Origin of the sequence: Vibrio profundi, assembly GCF_043642225.1 — a bacterium.
Classification (GTDB): domain Bacteria; phylum Pseudomonadota; class Gammaproteobacteria; order Enterobacterales; family Vibrionaceae; genus Vibrio; species Vibrio profundi_A.
Genome location: NZ_JBHZSF010000008.1, coordinates 1 through 19,255, shown reverse-complemented (window position 1 = coordinate 19,255; position 19,255 = coordinate 1). Strand labels below are relative to the sequence as shown.

15 protein-coding genes and 1 pseudogene are annotated in these 19,255 nt (G+C 43.2%); 9 read left to right on the top strand and 7 right to left on the bottom strand.

The window, feature by feature from the left end:
- Positions 1–86: 86 nt before the first annotated feature.
- On the top strand, positions 87–1,184 hold the full coding sequence (locus ACHUFI_RS13315; RefSeq protein WP_394249862.1) for an autoinducer 2-binding periplasmic protein LuxP: 1,098 nt from the start codon (positions 87–89) through the stop codon (positions 1,182–1,184).
- On the top strand, positions 1,185–3,770 hold the full coding sequence (gene luxQ, locus ACHUFI_RS13310; RefSeq protein WP_394249860.1) for a quorum-sensing autoinducer 2 sensor kinase/phosphatase LuxQ: 2,586 nt from the start codon (positions 1,185–1,187) through the stop codon (positions 3,768–3,770). It abuts the gene before it with no gap.
- Between the two features lie 40 nt (positions 3,771–3,810).
- Here luxQ and ACHUFI_RS13305 read toward each other — a convergent pair whose 3' ends face one another.
- The 5 genes from ACHUFI_RS13305 to ACHUFI_RS13285 all read right to left on the bottom strand — a co-directional run bounded on the left by ACHUFI_RS13305 (position 3,811) and on the right by ACHUFI_RS13285 (position 9,717).
- Positions 3,811–4,476 carry a PilZ domain-containing protein gene (locus ACHUFI_RS13305; RefSeq protein ID WP_394249858.1) on the bottom strand — a complete coding sequence of 222 codons (666 nt, stop codon included), beginning with the start codon at positions 4,474–4,476 and terminating at the stop codon, positions 3,811–3,813.
- 121 nt (positions 4,477–4,597) lie between these two features.
- Positions 4,598–6,142, bottom strand: coding sequence for a glycerol-3-phosphate dehydrogenase (gene glpD / locus ACHUFI_RS13300; RefSeq protein ID WP_394249856.1), 1,545 nt, complete (start codon positions 6,140–6,142; stop codon positions 4,598–4,600).
- A gap of 224 nt (positions 6,143–6,366) precedes the next feature.
- On the bottom strand, positions 6,367–8,142 hold the full coding sequence (locus ACHUFI_RS13295; RefSeq protein ID WP_394249854.1) for a choice-of-anchor I family protein: 1,776 nt from the start codon (positions 8,140–8,142) through the stop codon (positions 6,367–6,369).
- A gap of 89 nt (positions 8,143–8,231) precedes the next feature.
- Positions 8,232–8,666 carry an acyl-CoA thioesterase gene (locus ACHUFI_RS13290; RefSeq protein ID WP_394249852.1) on the bottom strand — a complete coding sequence of 145 codons (435 nt, stop codon included), beginning with the start codon at positions 8,664–8,666 and terminating at the stop codon, positions 8,232–8,234.
- A 64-nt stretch (positions 8,667–8,730) separates the two neighbouring features.
- Positions 8,731–9,717, bottom strand: coding sequence for a sensor domain-containing diguanylate cyclase (locus ACHUFI_RS13285; RefSeq protein WP_394249850.1), 987 nt, complete (start codon positions 9,715–9,717; stop codon positions 8,731–8,733).
- A 166-nt stretch (positions 9,718–9,883) separates the two neighbouring features.
- Between ACHUFI_RS13285 and ACHUFI_RS13280 the strand changes: the two genes are divergently transcribed.
- Entirely contained in the window at positions 9,884–10,228 is a 345-nt protein-coding gene (locus ACHUFI_RS13280) for a HopJ type III effector protein (protein WP_394249848.1), read from the top strand.
- 218 nt (positions 10,229–10,446) lie between these two features.
- Positions 10,447–10,986: an outer membrane beta-barrel protein gene (locus ACHUFI_RS13275; RefSeq protein WP_394249846.1), complete on the top strand. Its 540-nt coding sequence runs from the start codon at positions 10,447–10,449 to the stop codon at positions 10,984–10,986.
- A 40-nt stretch (positions 10,987–11,026) separates the two neighbouring features.
- Here the strand turns inward: ACHUFI_RS13275 and ACHUFI_RS13270 are convergent, their stop codons facing one another.
- The gene (locus tag ACHUFI_RS13270) at positions 11,027–11,335 is read right to left on the bottom strand and encodes a DUF1289 domain-containing protein (protein WP_394249844.1); all 309 of its coding nucleotides are present in this window, start codon (positions 11,333–11,335) and stop codon (positions 11,027–11,029) included.
- A 151-nt stretch (positions 11,336–11,486) separates the two neighbouring features.
- Entirely contained in the window at positions 11,487–14,462 is a 2,976-nt protein-coding gene (locus ACHUFI_RS13265; RefSeq protein WP_394249842.1) for a hypothetical protein, read from the bottom strand.
- Between the two features lie 407 nt (positions 14,463–14,869).
- Between ACHUFI_RS13265 and yegD the strand changes: the two genes are divergently transcribed.
- The 5 genes and pseudogenes from yegD to ACHUFI_RS13240 all read left to right on the top strand — a co-directional run bounded on the left by yegD (position 14,870) and on the right by ACHUFI_RS13240 (position 19,163).
- Positions 14,870–16,222, top strand: coding sequence for a molecular chaperone (yegD, locus tag ACHUFI_RS13260; protein ID WP_394249840.1), 1,353 nt, complete (start codon positions 14,870–14,872; stop codon positions 16,220–16,222).
- Positions 16,223–16,398: 176 nt separating this feature from the next.
- Positions 16,399–16,614: a DUF3820 family protein gene (locus ACHUFI_RS13255; RefSeq protein ID WP_171382257.1), complete on the top strand. Its 216-nt coding sequence runs from the start codon at positions 16,399–16,401 to the stop codon at positions 16,612–16,614.
- 41 nt (positions 16,615–16,655) lie between these two features.
- On the top strand, positions 16,656–16,898 hold the full coding sequence (locus ACHUFI_RS13250) for a hypothetical protein (protein WP_394249838.1): 243 nt from the start codon (positions 16,656–16,658) through the stop codon (positions 16,896–16,898).
- Positions 16,899–17,212: 314 nt separating this feature from the next.
- Entirely contained in the window at positions 17,213–18,190 is a 978-nt protein-coding gene (locus tag ACHUFI_RS13245) for a helix-turn-helix domain-containing protein (RefSeq protein ID WP_394249836.1), read from the top strand.
- Between the two features lie 377 nt (positions 18,191–18,567).
- A pseudogene (locus ACHUFI_RS13240) lies at positions 18,568–19,163 on the top strand (tyrosine-type recombinase/integrase).
- Positions 19,164–19,255 lie beyond the last annotated feature (92 nt).

Genomic DNA, 19,255 nt, shown 5'->3' with positions numbered 1-19,255 from the left:
ATAATATATGCACGCTATCGCACGAATCGCGAATGGTTAGGTTATAAAAAATGAGCCAAAGTAGCTCATCACAATTTGAGAATTCAATGAAACGATCACTCTTGCTTATGGGGCTCGCACTTTTTGCGTCTCCCGTGTTCTCGCACGGAACACATGTTTTGAATGGCTATTGGGAATATCAGGAATATTTGGATACGTTCCCCAATCAAAAGGCTTTAACGGAGCAAATGAATGAAGTCGTTCAACTTCCTCCTGTCCCGCTAACGATCGCACAAAGCAAACCGATTACTATTTCTGTTGTGTACCCTGGGCAACAGATCTCCGACTATTGGAGCCGCAATATCACTGCGTTTGAAAAGCGCTTGGATAAGCTCAACGTTAACTACCAGATCAATCAAGTGTTTACCCGTGTTAATGCAGACATCGCGCAGCAAAGCATTTCACTTCAGGAAGCAATTGAAAGTAAAACTGATTACCTTATCTTCACGCTAGATACAACACGCCACAGAAAGTTCATTGAGCACGTGTTGAGCTCGACAGATACCAAACTGATCTTACAAAACATTACAACTCCCGTTCGTGCATGGAAGGACCGTCAGCCATTTATGTATGTTGGTTTTGATCATGCCATTGGTAGTTTGAAACTGGCGGAGTACTTTAAAGAAAACAGCAAAGAAGATAGCCAGTACTCAGTTTTATATCGTTCTGAGGGTTATATTAGTGACGCCCGTGGCGATACGTTTATTCATGAGCTTAATAAGAGCACAGATTTTAGGCTACGATCGTCTTTCTATACTAAAGCAGATAAAGAAAGTGCCTATAAGGCGGCTAAGCTAAGTATTGAAAAGAACCCAGATATTGATTTCATCTATGCCTGTGCGACAGATGTTGCGATGGGGGCGGCTGAAGCCATTCGTGAGCTTGGGCGGGATGATATAGTGGTAAATGGCTGGGGAGGCGGCTCCGCAGAATTAAATGCCATTCAAAATCATGAACTAGATGTTACTATTATGCGTATGAATGATGATACCGGCGTCGCGATGGCTGAAGCTATTAAATGGGATGTCGAAGGGCGCTCTGTTCCCACCGTCTATTCCGGAGATTTCACTGTCGTTTCTAAACACGACTCTCCCAAACGTATTGCCAAATTAAAAGAAAGAGCATTTAGGTATTCTGGACAATAAATGAGAAAAAAGTACTCCAACTTGCAAAGACCCACACTCGCCAAACTGATTACTCGCATTATTATCTTGGTCATAGGTATGATGGCAATTGGAGTACTGGTTCAAAACTACCAGACAAGTAGTAAGATCATTCAACAAGAAACCAATCGAACGGTTAAGCAAACATCGAGCTTAATTCAGAATATGTTCGATTACCGCCTTTCAGTTTTACAGCTTCACCAAGACAGCAGTTCTAACAGTGAAGCTCTGACCAACTTTTTTACTCTCCAAGATCAAGACGCGCTCAGCTATTACTTTTTCGGTATTGATCAAAAAGAACCGGATCATGCCCCTGATCTGCGTTTCGTTACGACCCATGATGGGATTATTTGGAACGATGGTAACGCCAACTTTTACGGCTTTTCATCCGGTAATCTACAGGCTTTATCTGAGCGTGTAGCGTTTAGTAGTAACTGGCACTTCTTGAAGATGGATACCACTATCGGCGATCGTCATTTGCTTGCAAGGCGAACCCCGATTATTGAGCCGGATACTGGCGAAGTTCTCGGACAGCTTTATATTGCGATTATTCTGGACAATAACTTTTCACTGGCCGAGTCGATTCAACAAGGAAGTAACTGTGAAAATATCGTGATAGAAGCTCACGGCAAGCCGGTAACGTCGACTTTCTCTGGTAAAGAAAAATATTCGGTATCAGACGTTTTAAACTACGAAACGCACTCTATGGACCCAATCGGGCATTTCGTTACTATCGCGACAATTGAGATTAACTCAGTTAAAACTCCACTCATCATCCGTGCGGTTCAAAAAAACTCCAATGTTATTGAGTTGGAAAGAAACTACCGTCAGGCGCTATTAGTAGTGGTTGCAGGTATTTTCATTATTTCGATTTTGGCGAGAACATGGATTCAAAAGCGTGTTTCGACTGAACTTGATAAGTTGATGGATTACACGCGTTCGGCGACGGGTGACTCGGAGTCATTTAACGAATTCGATGGCTCGACCATTTATGAGTTTGACCATATCGGACGCACGTTAGAAGACACATTTGAGAAGCTCGTTGAGCAGAACCAAAAGCTTCAGGATCTCTTCAACTTTGCACACTCGCCAATTTTAGTTTGGTCAGAGACTGGCGTTTTAATGCAAATGAACCCTGCCGCGGAACTCGAGCTGTCCAAAGCCGATGAGCTGACTGACACTGTTGATGCAGCACTCACACCTGCAAAGACGTTTGAGCGAGATATGCTACAGCACATCAATATGGTTGTACGCGGTGCCACTCTAACAGGGATCAATGTGCCTATCGGCGACAAGGTATTTCGATGGAACCTCTCACCAATTAAAGTAGAGCAGGGGATCACCGGTGTTGTTGTTCAAGGACAAGACATCACCAAGCTCATTGATGCTGAAAAGCAAAGTAACCTTGCTCGTAAAGAAGCGGAACAACTAGCGAACGTGAGGGCTGATTTTCTAGCCAAAATGAGCCATGAGATCCGCACACCACTTAACGGTATCCTTGGTGTGGCTCAGCTCTTGAAACGTTCGATGCATAATGAAGCGAACAACGAACGAGTCGATATCTTATGTAACAGTGCAGAGCACTTAGTTGCGGTTCTGAATGACATTTTGGACTTCTCTAAGATTGAGCAAGGCCAGTTCACGATTCAATGCAAAGATTTTAAGTTAATTGAGTTAGTCAATACGCTCGACAATATCTATCGTCCACTATGTGAAGAAAACAATATCGAACTTAACCTCACCAATGCGATTGATAAGCAGCTAGAAATTCATACGGATCAAATTCGCTTAAATCAAGTACTGTTCAATTTGTTGAGTAACGCGATTAAGTTCACGCCAAAAGGAGAGGTTTCGGTCAACTTCGCTTTGGAGCAATATCCGAATAGTGAAAAAGCGGGCCTAAGCATAACGGTGAAAGATAGTGGAATTGGTATAGCAGAAGACAAGCTCGACGCCGTGTTTGAACCGTTTGTTCAAGAAGAGCCGACAATTACCCGCGAATATGGCGGAACAGGGCTTGGATTAGCGATTGTGAAAAACTTAGTCGAAATGCTCGGCGGGGATATTTCAGTTCGAAGCCAAAAAGGCAGTGGTTCCACTTTTGTTATAGATCTTCCTGTTGAGATAACAACCAAAAAGATCGCGGAAACTCCCGCTCCAGTCGTTACCTCAACAACAAGCTTGTTTGATGGGATTCTGAAAGTATTGCTGGTGGAAGACAACCACACTAATGCATTTATCGCTCAAGCTTTCTGTAAGAAATACGGCATGCTTGTTACTTGGGTGAAAGATGGTCTTGAAGCGATGGAGGCCCTTAAAGTCGAGTCATTTGACCTTATTTTAATGGATAACCAATTACCGAATTTAGGTGGTATTGAAACGACACAGCGCATACGTGATGAACTCCAATTAGCGACGCCTGTTTATGCTTGTACAGCAGATACGCAAAAAGTCACTCGTGATAACTTTATGGCTGCGGGCGCTGATTACATCATTATGAAGCCGATAAAAGAGCACGATCTTCACCAAGCTTTTGTGCACTACAAAGAAACGCACATAAAAAGTTAATTATTGAGCTGAAAACCAAAGTTAACTTGGTCAGCTGGATCTACAAAGATCCAGCTAAGAAAGCTTGCTCTAATACTTCTCTCTTTAAGTCTTGGCACATCTCAATACTTTGCTCATAGCGAATACCAACGACCCACCCCCCTTTTTTCTTGGTGACTCTTACAACCTGATAGTGGATATCAGCGGGTAAGAGATCATTGAGTTTTGAGTGAATCTCGATCTTCGATTTACTATTTAAGTCGGGATCTTCAGTAACATAGATCCCGCAGCCTGAGATTGAAAAATCGACAAGCTTTCCCTCATAAGTAATGGATTGTGAAACGAGTTGGCACTCCAAATCAATTTTATACCTTTCATGCTCACGAACAGGTTTAGTGGCAATATTCGTGGGAGGCCTTAAAAACAAGATGTGGGTAGGCTTCGATATTTGACAGATGATGCTCGTTTTAAACGCGATTATATGACCAAGCTCAGTATCAGTGATTGCTCGAATAATGATGTCGACGTTTTCTAGTTTTCTGAGCACAAGACTTTCAACGACGAGTTTACTTAAATCCAACAACAGGTAACTTTCGTGTTTGATGCCAACGTAAGTTGCACTGATAGAAACGGAATCATCCGGGCCAAATTGTAGCGCAGCCGAAACTCGAGTCCCTGGCTTTAAGTATTTGATTAAGTGTTGAGTTTGGTTTGTCGTGCTTGGCATTTATCGATATATGGTCGGTCATTTTGTATGTCCGAGACAATAACGATATGCATCATGTTTTTCTAGTGGAATAAATGAGAAATTTGACACTACGCAAAGCGTAGTGTCAGAAAAGTAAGGTTTATTGATTTACAGCGCTAGCGGGTTGGGGATACCCCTTTAGCTGATTGAAGCACACTTCGATATCCGCTTGCTGAGCTGGGGAAGCGAGCAGGCCAAGTTTGGTTCGTCTCCATAGTAAATCTTCTAGGGTTACAACGAATTCATGTTCGATTAAATAACGGATTTCAATCTCATACGACTCGCCAAAGCTCTGGCCTAAATCTTCTTTAGTAGTCACACCTATTAGCATTTTTTCAGTACGGCTACCGTACGTTTTTAACCAACGGTTAAGAATATGGCTTTCCACAAATGGGAATTTCGAACGTAGCTTAGTCGACAGAAGTTCGAAGTCATAGGCTTCTGCGCCTGGTAATGGCGCTTCTGCCGTCCAAGGTGAACCCATTTGCGAGAAATAAGGGTTCAATTGCTTCATCGCTGTTTCGGCAAGTTTTCGGTAAGTTGTTAATTTACCGCCAAAAATAGATAGAAGCGGAGCGTCATCAGATTCTTGCTCTAGAGATAGCGTATAGTCTCTAGTAATAGCTTGTGGAGAATCTGATTCGTCGTCACATAATGGTCGAACGCCAGCAAAAGTGGAAACAACATCTTTTAGGCTCAGCTGCTTGACGAAATGTTTGTTCACCACATCTAACAAGTACTCTTTCTCTTTCTCGCTTATAGCAACTTCGCGAGGATCTCCTTTGTACTCCACGTCAGTCGTTCCGATAATAGAGAATTTGTCTAGGTAAGGTATGACAAACACAATACGTTGGTCTTCGTTTTGTAAGATGTACGCTTGTTCTTCATCATGAAGCTTTGGAACAATAATGTGTGAGCCCTGGATGAGGCGAATTCCGTAAGGAGACTTTCCATCCAGTTTGTTATCAATGAAAGATTTAACCCAAGGCCCTGTCGCGTTAACGAGTGCACGGCAATGGCGTACAAATCGCTCGTTCGTTTGAACATTGAGTAAAGTCACTTTCCAAATATTTCCTTCACGCTCTGCCGCTTCAACTTTACAGTAGTTTCTTACCTCAGCGCCTTTCTCTTGAGCTTGCATCGCGTTGAGAATAACCAATCGAGCATCATCGACCCAGCAGTCAGAATACTCAAAGCCAATCTTTAGGTCTGGCTTAGTCACATTTCCTGCATCCAAAGTGATTTTTTTACTACCAGGTAAAGATGTACGTTTGCCAAGGTTGTCATAAAGAAATAGACCAGCACGAATCATCCAAGCCGGGCGTAGGAAAGGGCGGTGTGGTAAGCGAAAGCGCATTGGTTTAGCAATGTGTGGCGCTTTTCCTAGCAAAACTTCTCGCTCTGCTAACGCTTCACCAACAAGGCGGAATTCGTAATGCTCTAAGTAGCGCAAGCCACCATGAATCAACTTTGAACTCGCAGATGAGGTTGCGCTCGCAAAATCCTGTGAATCGTATAGCCCTACCGTTAGACCTCGGCCAGCTGCATCTGCGGCAATACCAGCACCATTAATACCGCCACCGACGACTATAAGGTCGAGCACATTGTTATTTTTTCTTTCGATTGATGGGCTGTTATTGCTCATTTTGCTGTTCCTTTGTTTTCGTTCGCTCATTTTTAAGTGAATATATACGAGCATTGGACTCTTGTGTTAGTTTTTTGTTGGTTTATTTGAATTTGATCTGTTTTTGAGTTCGGTCTACCTCTAAACGATAGGGTATTTAGCGGGAATTAGTTTCGTTTGAATGGAAATGTTGGAGAGGCGAACTCGAAAAGCGCCGAGTTCGCTCTGGGAAGGAGTAGGGGGTATTACAATTCGATGCGATAAACGGTGGTCGATCCGCTCACTTCATTACCCACTGCTAGTAGGTGTTCGCCATTTCGAGAAAAATACTTGATAGATTCTGGACCAAGGTCTCCAGCTTGCGGATCGTAAATGCCATTAGAACATTCACCTTCGTCTACTTGGGTGCAGACGCCGTGCTTGAAATTACGATTGTTCGTGTAGTTGACGAACTGAGCATTACTAGGGTCAGTAATATCGTATGTCATGATGCCGCCTTGTCGCTCTAGCCCAACAAAAGCGTAAAAGCGATCATTGATCGAGGCAACTTCAATGGCTTCTGGTTCAACGCCTTTGTCATCACTTCGGTCATCAACGCTTTGGTTACTGTCGTTAGAACTGTTGAAGTTCTGTGGGTTGGTGTGCAAGACGATGTTGGCAAATTGGTCACCACTGTCGAATACACGCGTTCCATCTTCATTCCAGATAGAAAACGAGCGAGAACCAAAAGTGCTGATGGTGTCATCAGGCTGAACGGATTGCTTAGGATCAACAACTTTTAAACGGCCTAGCTGAGACTTGTCCGATAGTGAAGCAAACAGTGGGTGTTCAGGTGAAACATCAAGTCCTTTGCCTCGTATCTCGTCGGAGTAGGCAATACAAAAGTCGAGCTTGGTGTCGTACTTCTCTGTGCCAGAGAAATCGTCGCCATCCCATGAGTAGCCTAAGGTGTCACATTGAGATTGTGTGGTATCGAAACCATACTCGCGTCCATCGCCTTCATTTGCCGTTACGATGAAGGTTTCTCCATTAACGGTATAGCTTGCGATACTGTCCGGCATGTATAAGCCTTCGAGTTGTGGGTAATGATGAAGGTTGCCTAGTTTTTTATCTTTATTAGAAGGATCGAGTTTAAAGTGGCTCCACGGTTTTCCGCCAAGGCCGAAAATGGAGTCAACCTGAGCACTTTCAACATCGATCGCTGCGATTGCGTTGTTTTCTTGCAGGGCGACATACAGCTTGCCATTGTCAGCGAAAGTTAGGTATTCAGGTTCAAGATCTTGGGCGACTGAAGCGTTGGGCGCCGATATTCTCATCGTATCGACGAGTTCAGAATGACGAGAACCACCTTGGTTGAATGCCGTGAAAGCAATTTGCGTGACTTGTGCTTGCAATGGACCATCCTTCAAATCGACTAACGTGACGCTTCCTTCAGGGTCGACTGTGTAGTCTACATTCGGCTCACCTTCATTTGCTGATGCGATGTAGCGCCCGTCTTTGGAGAAACTGACCATGTCTGGTAGTGCTCCTGCAGGGTAAGTCGTGATCAAGGCTAGGTTGTCTGAACGGTATAGGGCGATGATGCCCTGTTCTTGTTTGTTTTTGTTCTCTACTGCAACAGCCACTAACCCTTGATGGGTTGATACACTGTTGGCAGCACCAATTTCGATGTTGGCATGTTTCCCTGCCATCTCTAAATCGATGAAGCCATCTTTTTGTGGGGAGGATTGGTGATCTAACTTTAGAATGTCGACTTGTTTAGCTTGTGCATTAACGACATACAATTTGTCGGTACAAAAGTCATAGCTGACGATTTCAGCTGCGGATGTGTCAAATTTGGCATCCGCGATTGAAGTGCCTACCACACTTAACTTGCTAATGGATGTTTCGCCGGCAGTAATGGGAGCGGTGGTTTTACATTGAATATTAACGGTTGAAAAGTCAGCTTGTTCAGTTGAACAGCCATTCAGCATGAGTCCTGATAGCGAGATGGCAAGTAGTGTTTTTGTTGGTGTTGACATAAATCCTCCTGAAATTTTAGATAACAGAAATTAAAGAGGAAATATGTCAATTGTGTTTAAGTAAAATGAATTAAATAAGTAACTGAGCGCTACGCTTTAAGTTGCCCCATTTCTTGAATGGCATTGTGTAGGCGGATTGAAAGTAGGGCCTTTTGGTTTGAGGCAAAATCAAACATTACAATTGTGGCAGTCCCGGTTGTTGTGACTTTGCCCTGCTTCTTACTAACTATGGAGTATTCCATGGTGAATCTATCTTCTTGTACATCGGTGACTTTTGAACCCACTAATAGCGTGTCGGGGTATGTCACCGGCAAGCGATATTTACAGTAAGTATCACCTAACACTGGGCCTACTTTAGTAACTGCCATCTCTTCCATTAGTTCGACGTGTTTGAAGAAGTCGAGTCGTGCCGTTTCAAAGTAACGAAAATAAACAGCGTTATTCACGTGGTTTAATGCGTCCATTTCTCCCCAAGCAACAGGGATCTCTGTCACGACAGGGTACTCAGCCAGTAATGCTTCCATGCTTATACTCTTGTTGTTATTGGAATAAAAACTCTATCTTTAAATCAACATTCTGGCAACAACTCTACTCTATACTTGTTTTCGACCTCTTACTTTGTTTGTGTTCGTACATTTTAGCGTCGGCTTCATTTAGTAGTTCTTCAAAGGAATGAGGGCTATAACAATCAATAATGCTCGTTCCGTAGCTGATCGAAGTCAGTTCTAGTTGGACATTGCCCTTGGTAGCGGTGTGATATTTTTCTTCGATACGACTGGCCATCAAACCTAATTCTCGGCGCGAACCCAGTAAAGAAATGATAATAAACTCATCTCCACCTAACCGAGCAATGATGTCGCTTGCACGGCAGTTCTCCTTCAATATGTTGGAGAGTGTGACAATGCACGTGTCACCGGCGGTATGACCAAATGTGTCGTTAACGATTTTCATGTTATCGATATCAAGGTAAATGAGGCCAATGGAATGTTGGTAGCGCTTTGCGTCTTTAAATTTCTGCTCGCCAAGGATTTTTAGACCTCGGCGGTTATTGACTCCCGTCAAGTCATCGGTAATCGCTAGGCTTTTAATCTTTTCGTAGTCCGCCAACATGCGTAGATCTGAGGTGATCAACAGGCATAACTGTTTGAGAACTGCTTGTAGTGTCTCGCTGTAGTTCGTGTCTTTGGTATCAATAACGCAGATCGTCCCAAAGATAGAGCCATCAGGCCAATAGACCGGTAAGCCACAGTAAGAACGAACAGGGCCTTTTCTCACTGCAGGGGCATCTTTCCAGAAGTCGTCTGCTTGTGCGTTATATATGTAGAGTTGCTCATTGGTTTCTACGATTGTTCTACAGAAACTTTGTATATTCCATGGCCAGGTTTCTCCTACTTTGAGGAAGTTGTCCTCATTGCTGCTAGAGACTACGACTTTGAACTCTTGATCTTTTAATTGAACGATCGTTCCACATGCAGCGTCATAAAGCTCTGAAATCAAATCAACGGTTTGTTGCCATTTTTCTAGGTCAACCGAACCTTGCTGTTTTTCAAGCAAGTTAGATTGTATATCAAACATTTGATTCTCCATTTCAGGTAGGAATATATACAGTATATACCCTTGAATAAACTTAGATGCTTGTTAGACCTGAAAATCTTGCTCTTAATTTCGTGGGAATATCAATAATGGAAAGAAAGTGAAAAAAAGGTAATATGCGTCATTCATTATCAAAGGAGAACCACAGATGGAATTGAATGCATTTTTAGATGCGTTAAAAGCTCGCCCTGAATCAATTGAGTTTTCAGATACTATTGCTGTTATCGAATCGACGTATGATTTTGAACCTACCGCATTTGTAAATGGCGATACCCACAATGAAGCTGGGCAGAATAATGGTTCTTGTAAGATCTTTGCGTTTGGCTTGTTGAATGACCTAACGCCTGCGGAAACGCTTCAGTGTTTCGGCCAATACTACCGAGTAGACGTATTGCAGCACCCAGATAACACTGATCACCAAAATATTCGTAACTTTATGGTGAAAGGCTGGGAAGGGATCAAATTCGACTCTCAAGCGCTAGCTAAAAAATAACGCTCAATTGATACACGTTTATCAAGTTAAATAAGGTCAGCATTGCTGGCCTTTTTGTTTTGTGCTTTGCCGTGAGCGTCTTTAATCAATGTTTCTCATCTTCTAATCTTGAACTGGATATAAAATCAACGTTTTTGCGTCTAAGTGTATGTTCAATAGTGGCAGCTTTTCAGTCTCGAACTAGTCTTAAAGTACTATGGATGGCTAGTGGTGGTGATATGAAAAATATAATGTTGGCTACTGCATTGGCAGCGACAACGTTTTCTCTTGCGGCAAAGGCTGAAACCAATCGAGAAGAAAAAGAACCCAATCAGTTTTATTTAGGCGTCAGCATGAGTATGGCGAATTATGGTGACTCTGAATACCAAGGTGATAACAAACCAGACAGCACCTTGCTAGGTGGGATTGTTGGCTACCAACCTTTGAGCTTTTTAGCGATTGAAGGTCGAGAGTCTGTTTTAGTGTCTGATAGAGATGAAAGGGTTAAGTGGAATGCCTCCTTGGTGTCCAAATGGTTAATTCCCATCGATTATCATTTTAATATTTATGGCACGCTAGGGTACGCCGGAATCAAAAAAGATTTACCTGGTGATGATGACATAGAATGGGCACCAAGCTTCGGTGGCGGAATGCGTTTTCGCAATAATACCCCGCTGATGCTAGACCTTGAAGCGGAATACCTACACGAAGATTCGATTGCTCAAGAAGGGGACGATGGTGTGATCTCTTTCAATTTGAACGTTTACTACACATTTTAGCAGCCTGAGCTTCTGGCACGTCTAAACGCTTAGGGGTAAGTTACAGTATCGGCAGTTGAGATAAACAACGACGACACATACAGCTACCTGTTTTTGGGATGCTGTCTGTGTCTCTTTTTTCGAGCTCAAAGCACCAGCAAGTCTCTTTGCCTGCACTGATATCACATTGGGCGGGCTCATCACATTGCGGGCACGTATGCGTAGAAGCAGCCTTACCTAGTCGGTTCATTACGTCTTGGCGCTGTTCTTCCGTTAAGCCTTTCCAACCTATAATCTCATCCATGGTTCGATAGCAACCGCTACAGATCCCACCATTGTTTTTGCAAGCCGCGACACAAGGCGTTTTCATATTTTTCTCCTGTTTATGAAAGCGCAGACGTTACCATCATTTATGTCAATTGTGTACCTTGAATAGAAAGCTTGAAGATTGATCTTTAGATGAAAAAAAGCCGAGCTATAAGGCTCGGCTTTGTTCAGCAACACAGTTATATTGCTTCGGGTTACATTGCTTCGGTTGAGTCGCTAATAAAACCGAGATCGGTTAGCTCGTCTTCCGAATCAGGGTGAGCGTAGTTTTCGAACCAGATTTCACCGTCTGCATCGATCGTATTGCCATCCCATTCAGAGGAAGTGGTGAAGATCTTCACATTGAACTCGATACCGTTGCTGTATGCGATAGACATGTAGTCAGTCGCAGTTTGCGCTGCATCGTTATCGTCGGTGTAGCTGAATACTACTGCGAGGATCCCTCTGTCTTCATCATGAATAGACCAAGTAAAGTTCACTTCTTCAGTCACAGTGCCTTGCTCATCAATTTCTTGGAATAAGCCCGTGCCTGCGGTTTCTGTTTCATGACCTTCGCCATAGAACGTCATGTATTCATCATCAGAGTTAAGCTGGAGCTCATCGTCGATGAAAGAAGTGCTGAATTTAGCTAAACGATAATCTTGGTCATCAAGACATCCATCTAATGCTGCTAAGTATTCCGTGTAAGTTTTGAAGTTGATAGGCGTTTCAGTTTCGTCGTTCCAACCTGAATCGTCAGCGTCACACATACCAATTGACTCATCTAGGTTGATATCAAGGTAAGTGCCTAACCAAACACTGCCATCTTCTGGATCAAAGTGAGCAATACGGAATTGACCGTCATCATCAGTGTCGATGATTAAGCGTCGGTAATCCCAAATGGTGTTTGCATCATCCCCGATCTCCAGTATGCCGGAATCATTTACATTCCAGTACTTCATGCTTGGATCGCCATTTTTGAAGCGAAGCATTTCGTTATTGTCAGCATACGCTCCGGTTCGCGTCTGACCCGAGCTACTGACTCGGTAGGACACGGAATCGAGAGGCATCATTTCTGGCAGAGTACAATTTGCAAATTGCGCTTCAAACTCAGCGAGTGTGGTACCAGAATCGGCTTCAGTAATCGGACACCAACCTTCTATGTTTACCGCGGCAATTAGAGCGTCTTTGGCGGTTTCATTAAGTAAGAAACCTTCATCGCCTTCTTCAGCTTCTCCGGCTGGGAACCAGTCCCCGTGGTACACCGCACCTTCATAGACAGATAGGATTTGGCGGTAGGTATCTTGGTCCCAATTATCACCCCAAGCCGTTCTTACACTTGCAGGGATATCGAAGGTAATGATGCTTTCACCGTTAACGGTGATTTGTTCCCAAGTACCGGTACCATTGACGGTGGCGTCGCCAACACTGGACGTTTCTTCATTCCACTCCCAATCGAGAGAGACATAACTAATCGTATTGTCATCGACAAGTTGGATACCGATATCATAGCCAATCGACAGCGCTTTAACGGTGTCAGACTTATCACCAGTCGCAACTTTATCCGCTGCTGCAACGACAATTTCGGTGAGTGATGTCGCGTTTTCACCATCGTCTTCGTAGTTTCCTGTCGCACGCCAGAACCAAGGTTGGTTCCATAAGAAATACTGGTCGTTGTCTGGGGTGAGTTGCACCGAACCACCTTCAGAGCCTTCAGGGAATACGGCGGTTTCATCTACATAATCCGCGAGTTCACCGGCGTTTTCTGCAATGTTTTCTCCCCCTAGGTCTTTCACATAACCAAACGCTGTGCTGGTTAGTGTAGGAATGTCTTCAGGGTAAACACTTACACCACCACCGGTGATCGCTATTTCATAGACATCGTTATAAGCCATCCAACCGGTATCGGTTAGCGCAATGTCTTGGTCTTCTTCGTCATATGGGTCTTCGCTAGATAGAGAGCCATCCGCCTCAATCTCATAGAAGTTTGCAAGTGTACCTACGTTGTTCTCGACTTCGAACTCTTCCATGAAGACACTAATTTCAGTTTCATTTTCTCCTGCTGAGTTTTGATACGTATCTTCATCTGCCCATAGCGCATAGAAGGTGCTGTTGTTTTGCATGAACTCGATTACTTGTTCAATAGGATCGAGGTCTGGTGTGGTTGGGTTAGCGTCATCAACATCTAGAATGCCATCGTTGTCGTCATCGGTATCGGCAATGTCACCAATACCGTCGTTGTCGTTATCGGATGTTTCGGTTGGGTCAAATGGGAGATCATCATCGACATCTAAAGTCCCGTCGTTGTCATCGTCAGTATCGGCATTATCACCAGTACCATCATCATCTGAATCCACCCACTCTGTTTCGTCGTTAGGTGCAAAGTCGACGCTATCTGCGACGCCATCGCCATCGGAATCCGTGTCTACGGTATAGCCATTCTCAGCCGTTTCATCGACGATGATGACCACGTCCTCGTCAATAACAAGCTCTTCACCTTCTTCGAGGTCTGCTTCTAGCGTGTCGATGTAGCTTGCAATAGCTTCATTCACTTCTTCGGCTTCTGCTAGCATCTCACTGGTGTCTGATTCGCCTTCATCCGCTTCGGTTGCTAGTTCTTCAGGCGTGGATTTGAGAACTCCGTTATCCACTAGGCTTTCAGCACCAAAAGCGGCTTCGGTGTGTCCATCTTCAATGAAGTCGCCAAGTACTTCGTCATCTTCAATACCAAGTTGTGTGGCGACTTGGGTTACGGCTTCATCTTCGGTAAGAGTATCGTCACGCTCTAGTATGACGTGAACAAGGGTTGAAAGGGGGGTCACATCTTGCTGGCCAGCAGGTGCGGACATCACGTAGTCAGAAGCTACCTCTGTTCCAGTATCTTCATCAATGGTTTCACCTTTAATTGCCCGTACTACAACGGGGTAACTTTCTGGGTTAGGGATCCCTGTAACATCGAGGCTAGCTTGCCCACCAGCACCTGTAATCGCAGTTGGTTCACCTGCATCTAACATGAAGTTGCTGTTTAAATCGAGCCAAACTTGTGCGTTTTGTAGATAGCCATCAATCGCTGTCACACTGTATGAACTGGCTGAAGACGTTGATCCGCTAGAGGAACTACTGTCAAAACAGCCGACTAAGCCAAGGCTTGTTGTTAACCCAAGCGCTAATACAATTTTATTTTTTTTCATTGTTCATCCTAAACAGTTAACTGTATTTGTCGAAAGACCATTAAAATTTAGGAAGCAACTGTCGGAGCGTCAAAGTGAGTTATGGTTTGTAAATATTTGATAGAGAATATGTATACAACAAAACTTGCATATAACTTATTGATTTTTATTGATTTGTAAAACAAACAAGCTTAAATGATAGATATTGAACATATTGTAAGGTATTAACCATTTGATAAATAAGGATTAATTTTATTGAGGTTTTATGTCTATATTAGAGAGTATTTACTTAAAGTGTGATATTTGTCCCATTTATTATTGGGTTAGCATAACAAGCTATTTTCCCTTTCGTATTTCATCAGCAACCAAGCTCGTATTTTTGAGTGGTTTAGGGTAGCATCTTGCCCCTTTTGTTGATGGGGGAAAATATGTATATCGGCTTTGATTATGGTACTGCGAATTGTTCGGTGGCTTCTATGGTAGGAGGCCATCCAAGCTTGTTACCTGTAGAAGGTAGCAGTCACTACATCCCTTCGACAGTCTGTGCTCCTACTCGTGAGAGTGTTTCAGAGCACCTTTTCCGTCATTTAAACATCAAGCCAAGCGATACTGTGGGCGAGCAGGTCCTTCGTCGCGCCATCGCTGCCAATAGAGAAGAAAGCATCGATTTGTTGCCTGAAGATATGGCATTTGGTCAGGCTGCGTTGGATTTGTATTTAGAAGACCCTCGTGATGTCTATTATGTGAAGTCTCCCAAATCCTTTTTAGGTGCGAGCGGTTTGCATGACATACAGGTGAGTTTTTTTGAAGACCTTGTGTGTGCAATGATGGCAAACATCAAAAACCAAGCTGAATCACATACTGAAGCGATCATCTATGAAGCGGTGATTGGACGTCCAATTAACTTCCATGGACGCGGTGGAGAAGAAGCAAACCGCCAAGCAGAAAGCATCCTTTCGAGAGCAGCTAAGCGTGCTGGTTTTCGTAATATCGCTTTCCAATTTGAACCCGTTGCCGCAGGTTTAGAATATGAAAGCACCTTGTCTGAAGATAAAACGGTGCTAGTGGTAGATATTGGTGGTGGTACAACAGACTGCTCTCTATTAGACATGGGTCCTAGTTGGGCAAAGCAAACCGATCGAACTCAAAGTTTACTCGCCCATAGTGGTCAGCGAGTGGGTGGTAATGACTTAGATATTTACTTAGCTTTTAAACAGTTAATGCATCCATTCGGAATGGGAAGCAAAAGTACTGCAGGCATTGATATGCCTTTGACTCAGTTTTGGAACCCTATTGCCATTAATAACGTTGAAGCACAGCGTGATTTTTACTCCCGCGAAAATTTAAGAGCACTTAAATTATTAAGAAAAGAAGCGCAGGAGCCAGAAAAGCTAGACCGTTTATTGAAAATCTATAACGAAACGCTTGGCTACAGTATCGTTCGTAGGGCGGAAGAAGCGAAGATTGCGTTAGCAGATTCTAAGCAATATAGAGCGGCAATGAATATTGCATCAGAGCTAGTGGAAGTCGATTTAAGCGTTGAGCAAATGGTTGAAGCGATTGAATCCCCAAAATCAAAAATGATCGATTTAGTGAAAGAAGCGATCGTAGAAGGGGAGAAAACACCAGACGTTATTTTTATGACTGGTGGTTCTGCTCGTTCTCCTATCTTACGTCAAGCTGTAGAACAAGCCGTTCCGAATACTCCGATAGTGAGTGGAAACTATTTTGGCTCGGTCACAGCAGGCTTAGTTCGCTGGGCTGAGGTTTGTTTCCGGTAACGATTGGGTATCCAATTTATATTTCATAAAGCTCACTGACAGTGAGCTTTTTTGTATCCAATCCGTCAGCTAGCATAAACAGGAGTTTTCTAGGATGCGAAAGACGCGATTCACTTCTGGGTGGATCGTTTAGGTGTTACTCTACAAGGAAGCGCACAACTAAACTAATAAGTCACATGTTAGAGAAAGAAAATTTAATTAAGTTAGCTCGCATTCAAATGCCTTTCGGAAAATACGCTGGAAGAGTGTTGATCGACTTACCGGAAGAATACCTGTTATGGTTCGACAAGAAGGGGTTTCCGAACGGTGAGCTAGGCGATTTATTAAAGCTATGTTTAGCTCTGAAAATCGAAGGTTTAGATAGTGTCGTGAAGCCTTTAAAGCGAATGTAACTTGTCTCAGAAACTCTCCACTTTTAATTAAAAGACGTACTATGAATTTTGATATCAATGCACTGAAACATCACCAACTGGTCGAAGATGGTCAACTTGAAGGGTGCTACATTCATCAGCCTGCTCAGGGTAGCCAGCAAGACGACAAAGCGGTTTTGGCAGAGCGCCAAGCGTTGGAAAAAATGGGCTATAAGGTAGTACAGGTCAAAGCTAAAGGTGGGGCCACTACGTTTGCGGAAGCGATGCAAAAGCTCGCGAAGAGGACGGGTCATCAGCTTAAGTAATCAGCGGCTGCAGCGATCAAACTATCCGTGACCTTTTCGATATTACCATATACTTTCATGTACAAGAGTCAGCCTATCAGGCTGACTCTTTTTTGCTCCAAAGTGTGTTTCGACTGATTCAACACACGCGTCACCAAAGCGTCATTTGACTTACTTTTCCTCATGCATAGAAATCTAATTATGTGACCAAATTTACTCATCAACTACACTTCGGTTATCAACATCTGGTGAAACTTGATAGCGTTGCCAAGAAGTAGCGCTTAGCACCCAGAAGTGGGTCATTTGGTGACATTTGTAGGTAAACGCTAACAACAATGAAAGCTTCATCGAACATAACTAACATACTGTTGAGTTCTACCAGTAATATTGCCCCATACATTGCGTATTGCGATAAGAGAGCACTTGACTGGCGCAGTGTCGCTATCGAGTGCGGTTTACCAATTGAATTGACACAATCTAACCATTGGCTTCCTACCCAAGATTTAATTCTCTTTATTCATCGACTTGAACGTCAGTTTGGTTATTCAATAGGGATTGAAGTTGGGCGAAAAACCTCTCTGGAACAACTGTCACCACGGCTGCATAATGAAATAGAAAAATGCACATCGTTGGCGCAAGCCATTCGTTGTTTGATCGCTGAAATGCCTAGTTTGAACAACCACGTCACGATCTGGACAGAGAAAAAAGAGGGCTTGTGGTGGCTGTGTCATCGCAGTTGCTATCACCCATCTACATCGGGTTTTGAACAAGCAGAATGGTTTAGATCTCTTACTGTGATTACCCTATGCCGTAAGTTTATAGGCGAAAGTTGGCAACCATCACACGGTAAACTTGTCTCATCGAACAACAGTGCTCGTAAGATACCTAAGCACTTTTTTAATTCTGATATTCAGTTTGAACAACAATATGGTGCGATAGTGATTCCATTGCCTGATAACTATCGAGCCATAATCGAACAAGAGAGCGAATTAGATTGGTACCAGTCAGTCGAAACGTTGATCCAGACCTACGCGATTTTGCCTTGGTTTAACATTGAGTGGTTTGCAACCATGTTGGGCATGACAAAACGAACGCTGCAACGAAATCTGAAGAGTAGAAACATCCTTTTTAAAAAAGCCAAAGAACAGGTTCGAAAAGAGAAAGCCAAACAGTTGCTCGAAGAAACAGATCTTTCAGTGCAAGAGATCAGTTGGCAACTTGGTTATAGTGATTTGAGTAACTTTAACCGTGCTTTCAAAGGTTGGGTTGGTATCACGGCACCAAGTTATCGAAGTGAGAAGAAAGAAGAGTAGATCGTTACAGATTGAGTATGTAGGAGCACTGTCCCATGTCATCTCTCGGGGTAATGCTCACTAGCCTATTTAACTGGCCCCTTATGCTTTGTGTAAACGATCGGGAAGGGCGGGCAGTGAATCCTTACACTTTCGGCTTTATGGCTGCTAAAGGTGTTTTTCATAACAAATTGTCTGATATATCTGCTTTTAATGTTGAGATTAGATGAGCTTTAGAACGTATTTATTTAAAGCTGATTGTGAAAAAGTGCAAACTTGAAGTCTTTACCAGGCTTTAATTAGTTCTGAACGATTTGAATTAATTAAATGCTCTAGCAAGCTCTTGTCCATTTTCCTTCCAACTACAATCGTGATGATCAAATAAATAGGAGGTCATTATGGTAGTTTTCAACAAAACAAAACAAAGTGGCGTCAAAAAGCCTTTTCGGCTTGAGGAGATTTGGCGGATAAGAAACAGACTATAGATTGAAAATAGTTTGATGCAGCTTGCACTACTTAACTTGGCAATTGATAGCAAACTTAGGGCGAGTGACTTGCTCTCGCTCAGGGTCTGCGATGTATCTTCGCAAGATAGGATATTTAGCCGTGTTAAGCATATTCAGCGAAAAACAGACATTGAAGTTCAATTTGAAATAACGACGAGAGCTCAACAAAGTTTAATGAAATGGATTTTGATTTCCTCACTGAGCGCCAGCGATTTTCTTATTCCAAGTCAAAGACGAAAGCAACAATCAATTAGTTATTCGTACTATAGACACCTAGTCAGAGAGTGGGCATCAGATCTTGGGTTGGACTCTAACTTGTATGGCACTCACTCGATGAGGCGAACCAAAGCGACATTAGTCTATGCAAAAACGAAAAATATTAGAGCGGTGCAGCTATTGTTGGGCATACAAAGGTAGATAAGACGATTCGCTATCTTGGTGTTGAATTAGAAGACGCATTGTTACTTTCAGAAGGTACTGATTGTTAGTCGAAAGGAACCCTATTTTTTGGTTCATCGCGGATTAGCGGGAACTTAAAACAAAAACGGTAGTAAGTGATATGGTTTAGTCGCCAAACAAA

What these genes read in the sequence shown, in the direction of transcription:
- ACHUFI_RS13315 (WP_394249862.1), top strand. Translation starts at nt 87, where the DNA reads ATGAAACGATCACTCTTGCTTATGGGGCTCGCACTTTTTGCGTCTCCC.
- luxQ (WP_394249860.1), top strand. Translation starts at nt 1,185, where the DNA reads ATGAGAAAAAAGTACTCCAACTTGCAAAGACCCACACTCGCCAAACTG.
- ACHUFI_RS13305 (WP_394249858.1), bottom strand. Translation starts at nt 4,476, where the DNA reads ATGCCAAGCACGACAAACCAAACTCAACACTTAATCAAATACTTAAAG.
- glpD (WP_394249856.1), bottom strand. Translation starts at nt 6,142, where the DNA reads ATGAGCAATAACAGCCCATCAATCGAAAGAAAAAATAACAATGTGCTC.
- ACHUFI_RS13295 (WP_394249854.1), bottom strand. Translation starts at nt 8,142, where the DNA reads ATGTCAACACCAACAAAAACACTACTTGCCATCTCGCTATCAGGACTC.
- ACHUFI_RS13290 (WP_394249852.1), bottom strand. Translation starts at nt 8,666, where the DNA reads ATGGAAGCATTACTGGCTGAGTACCCTGTCGTGACAGAGATCCCTGTT.
- ACHUFI_RS13285 (WP_394249850.1), bottom strand. Translation starts at nt 9,717, where the DNA reads ATGTTTGATATACAATCTAACTTGCTTGAAAAACAGCAAGGTTCGGTT.
- ACHUFI_RS13280 (WP_394249848.1), top strand. Translation starts at nt 9,884, where the DNA reads ATGGAATTGAATGCATTTTTAGATGCGTTAAAAGCTCGCCCTGAATCA.
- ACHUFI_RS13275 (WP_394249846.1), top strand. Translation starts at nt 10,447, where the DNA reads ATGAAAAATATAATGTTGGCTACTGCATTGGCAGCGACAACGTTTTCT.
- ACHUFI_RS13270 (WP_394249844.1), bottom strand. Translation starts at nt 11,335, where the DNA reads ATGAAAACGCCTTGTGTCGCGGCTTGCAAAAACAATGGTGGGATCTGT.
- ACHUFI_RS13265 (WP_394249842.1), bottom strand. Translation starts at nt 14,462, where the DNA reads ATGAAAAAAAATAAAATTGTATTAGCGCTTGGGTTAACAACAAGCCTT.
- yegD (WP_394249840.1), top strand. Translation starts at nt 14,870, where the DNA reads ATGTATATCGGCTTTGATTATGGTACTGCGAATTGTTCGGTGGCTTCT.
- ACHUFI_RS13255 (WP_171382257.1), top strand. Translation starts at nt 16,399, where the DNA reads ATGTTAGAGAAAGAAAATTTAATTAAGTTAGCTCGCATTCAAATGCCT.
- ACHUFI_RS13250 (WP_394249838.1), top strand. Translation starts at nt 16,656, where the DNA reads ATGAATTTTGATATCAATGCACTGAAACATCACCAACTGGTCGAAGAT.
- ACHUFI_RS13245 (WP_394249836.1), top strand. Translation starts at nt 17,213, where the DNA reads ATGAAAGCTTCATCGAACATAACTAACATACTGTTGAGTTCTACCAGT.